Consider the following 376-nt stretch of genomic DNA (forward strand, 5'->3'; position numbering starts at 1 on the left):
TTCCTTCAAGTATTGCTACTTCCAGATCTTCCTTAAATTTTGCCGGGTTTAAAATATATTCTATAACCTGTGGCTCCACATTGATATTTGTGCTGCTATGAGTGTCCTTTGTTACTTCATCGGCTTTTCCTAAATCCCTGTTTATTGGACTTCCTTCAGCTTCTGCTATCTCAACATCTCCGACTACTGTATTTCTTGTAATTCCTTGCTTATCCCTGCTGTCCTGATTGAATCCAACATTGGTAATTTTTGGTTTTCCTCCAAGTGAAGCTCCTATTGAGCCTCCTGTTGTTGTCATTGTATCATAATTTTGAATATCTTTTCTAGCATAAGTGTCAATCCTGAATGTAGAGTTCCCTTCCTTGCCTATTACAGC

Annotated in this window: 1 pseudogene; it reads right to left on the reverse strand. The window is 38.3% G+C overall.

The window, feature by feature from the left end:
• Positions 1–376: pseudogene (locus tag HMPREF1984_RS11550) on the reverse strand (hemolysin); the annotation flags it as partial.

Source organism: Leptotrichia sp. oral taxon 215 str. W9775, from assembly GCF_000469505.1.
Lineage (GTDB): Bacteria > Fusobacteriota > Fusobacteriia > Fusobacteriales > Leptotrichiaceae > Leptotrichia_A.